General features: G+C 73.1%; 1 pseudogene. It reads left to right on the plus strand.

Going from position 1 to position 3,825, the window contains the following annotated elements:
* Positions 1-3,825 (plus strand): annotated as a pseudogene (locus AC27VN_RS35280) (hypothetical protein); the annotation flags it as partial.

Consider the following 3,825-nt stretch of genomic DNA (forward strand, 5'->3'; position numbering starts at 1 on the left):
CGATGCACGACATCACGCTGACGCAGCACTACCGCCCCGGCGGCCTGGCCGACGGCCTCGCGCCGGGCCAGGCCGACGCGGGCCTCAAGTACGGCGCGGCGGTGCTCTCGGCGGACCGGGTGAGCGCGGGCGGCTTCGATGCGCTGACGCTGTCGGCGCACGATCTGCTGCTGTTCGACGGCGACATCGACCTCCAGCTCGGCCGCAGCCTCAACCTGCGCAACGGCTTCCTGACGGTGGCCGACGCCACGCCCGATGCGAAGGTGCGGCTGGCCGCGCCCTACATCCGGCTCGATGGCGGCAGCTGGGACGGCGCCTCGGGCTATTTCAGCCCCGGCATCATCATCGGCGGCCGGGCCGTGGGCCGCCCGGCGCACGGCGACAGCGCGCTGACGCTCGACGCGGGCCTGATCGACATCTACGGTCGCATGCAGTCGGGCGTCGTCGCCGGCTACGGCGACGGTTCCGTGACGCCGAGCGGCCCGAGCGCCAGCCGCACCGTCGAGGCCGACGGCTTCGCGGCCGTCACGCTGCGCAGCGAGGGCGATATCCGGCTCGGCAATGCCGCCTTCGTCGTCACCGGCGACCTGCTGATCGAGGCGGCGCAGCTCTATCCGGTGAGCGGGCAGCGCGGCGTGGTGATCGCGGGCCAGGCCAGCCTGCCGAATTCCTCCAATGTCTGGGACCAGGCGCGCAGCCTGGTGATCCGCTCGAACGGCCACGACGCGCCGGTGCCCGATTCGGTGTTCGGCCAGCTCGTGCTGATGGGCCCGACGCTGGACCAGGGCGGCGTGGTGCGCGCGCCGCTGGGCACGATCGGCCTCAACGACATCGGCGGCTCGCTCTACGGCCCGGCCTGGATGAACAGCGTCATCGCCAATCCCGAGGCGCTGCCCTGGATGAAGCTGGTGCTGCGCGACGGCAGCCTGAGCTCGGTGAGCGCCGCGGGCCTGACCATGCCCTACGGCGGCACGCAGGACGGCCTGACCTACCGCGGCACCGACGGCACGCTGTTCAGCCTCGGCGGCAATTTCACGCAGCGGCTCAATTCCAATTCGCCGAGCGACTCCTACGTGCTGGCACAGGGCATCTCGATCGGCGGCGGCTCGGTGGTGGCCGAGCCGGGCTCGGTGCTCGATCTCTCGGGCGGCGGCGACCTGCGCGGCGCGGGCTTCATCACCGGCCGCGGCGGCTCGGTGGACGTGCTGACGACGGCGCTGGCGAATGCCAATCCCGCGGCCTATGCGCCCGCCGCGAAGGGCAGCGCGGTCTATGCGATCGTGCCCGGCTACGCCTCGGCCTATGCGCCGGTGGTGCGCGACAAGGGCGCCGGCGATCCGGCCGTGGGCCGGCAGATCACGGTCGGCGCGGGGGTGCCGGGCCTGCCCGCCGGCACCTACACGCTGCTGCCCGCCAGCTATGCGCTGATGCCGGGCGCCTTCCGTGTCGAGGTGGGGGCGCGCATGGGGGCCCTATCGGGCAGCACGGCTGCCACGGGTGCGCTGGCGGATGGCAGCGGCTCGTGGGCCACCACCGGCACGCTGGGCATCGCCGGCACCGGCATCCGCGACAGCCTGCCGAGCCAGGTGCTGGTGACGCCGGGCCAGACGGTGCGGCGCTTCTCGCAATACAACGAGACCAGCTATGCCGACTTCGCGAAGGCGCAGGCGGCGTTGTTCGGCAACGTGCGGCCGCTGTTGCCGGTCGACGGCAAGGTGCTGCGCTTCAGCTTCGCCCAGAACGACGCGGTGGCACCGCTGCAGTTCGAGGGCCGGGCGCTGCTGGACGCCGCCCCGGGCGGCCTGCGCGGCCAGGTCAACCTGCTGGGCGACAAGCCCATCGACATCGTCGGCGGCACCGCGCAGCCCAAGGCCGGCGCCATCGAGGTGTCGGCCGACATGCTCAATGCCTTCCGCGCCGACACGCTGGCGATCGGCGGCATCTACACCTTCTTCAACGGCCAGGATTCGTCGGGCGACAGCGCGCGCGTGTACTTCTCCAACGGACTGGGCGCGGGCCTGGTGAACGTGCGCAGCGGCGCCACCTTGCGCGCGGGCCAGATCTTCCTGATCGGCAACCAGATCGAGGTCGAGGGCGGCGCGGTGCTCGACACGCGCGGCATGGGCCGGCCCGGCGTCGATTCCGATCTGGGCTTCCTCTATGCGAATGCACCCGGCGTGTCGAGCGCCCCGTACTCGCCGGCGGTGTTCGCCGTCAGCAACGGCTGGCTGGATTTCCTGCCGGCGCTCGGCACGGGCCGGATCACGGTGCACGACGGCGCCACGGTGCTCAGCGAAGGCACCATCGCCTTCGCCGCGCCCGGCGGGCTGGCGCTGGGCGACGTGAACCTGGGCGCGCGCTACCTCACGGTGGCGCAGGACCAGATCAACATCGGCACCGCCGCCAGCCTGGCGGCCGCGCAGGCCGCCGGAGCCATGCAGCCGGGCTGGCAACTGACCCAGGGCACGCTCGACCGCCTGTTGCGCCCCTCGGCCAGCACCGGCGTGCCGGCGCTCGAGCGGCTGAGCCTCACGGCCGGCGGCGCCTTCAACTTCTACGGCGCGCTGACGCTGGACACCGGCGACTCGCCGGTGCAGCTGGTGTTCAACACGCCGGCCTTCTACGGCCTGGGCGGCGACGCCGACACGGTGCGCATCGCCACGCGCGACTTCGTCTGGAACGGCATCGCCACGGGCAACGGCACCACCACGCCGTACGCGGGCGCGGCCCCGGTGGCGGTGCAGCCGGGCGGTCCGGGCACGGGCAGCGGCACGCTGGTGATCGATGCGCGCACGGTGCAGTTCGGCTACGACGCATTGAGCCAGCCGCAGCGCCAGGCCGAGCTCGAGCGCCTGGCGCTGGGCTTCGGCGCGGTGAAGATCCAGGCGAGCGACCGCGTCACGGCCAACAACAAGGCCGCGCTGCTGGTGGGGCGCTCGCGCGACGCGGATGGCACGCTGCAGGGCGGGTCGCTGTCGATCGTGACGCCGCTGCTCACGGGCCAGGCCGGTTCGGCGATGCGCTACGTGGCGGGCGGCGACATCGACGTCTCGGCCCCCACGGGCGCGGGCGCACCAGACACCGCCGCCATCGCCGAACTCGGCGCCTCGTTGAGCCTGCAGGGCCGGCGCGTGTCGCTGGCCACCACGGTGGCGCTGCCCAGCGGCGTGCTCGAGCTGCTGGCCGACGGCGACATCGCGCTGGGCGAGGGCGCGCGCATCGACCTGTCGGGCCGCGCCGTGCAGTTCTACGACATCACCAAGTACAGCTGGGGCGGCGCCGCGACGCTGACGAGCACCGGCGGCAATATCGCGCAGGCCGCGGGCTCGCGCATCGACGTGTCGGCCGCGCACGAGGACGCCGGCTCGCTGACGCTCGACGCCAAGGCGGGCACGGTGACGCTGGCCGGCGCGCTGTTCGGTGCGGGCGGCGGCGCCGGCTTCGACGACGGCAAGTTCGACCTGACGACGCGCGCCATCTCCGACGCCGACTTCGCGGCGCTCAATGCGCGCCTCAACGATGCCGCCTTCTTCGGCGCGCGCGGCTTCGTCGTGAAGCAGGGCGACCTGAACGTGGGCGACGGCGTGCGCGCGCGGCAGGTGAGCATCGCCACCGACGCGGGCCGCCTCACGGTCAACGGCACCATCGACGCCTCGGGCGCCACGCCCGGCAGCATTCGCCTGAACGCCAGCGGCGACCTCACGCTGGCGGCCGGCGCGGTGCTCGACACCCATGCCACCACGCTGGTCACCGACAGCTATGGCGTGCCCGTCGATGCGTCGAACCGCGCGAAGATCGCGCTGGGCAGCACCGGCGGCACGGTGC

It is taken from the genome of Variovorax sp. 20P10.2.4 (assembly GCF_058244205.1).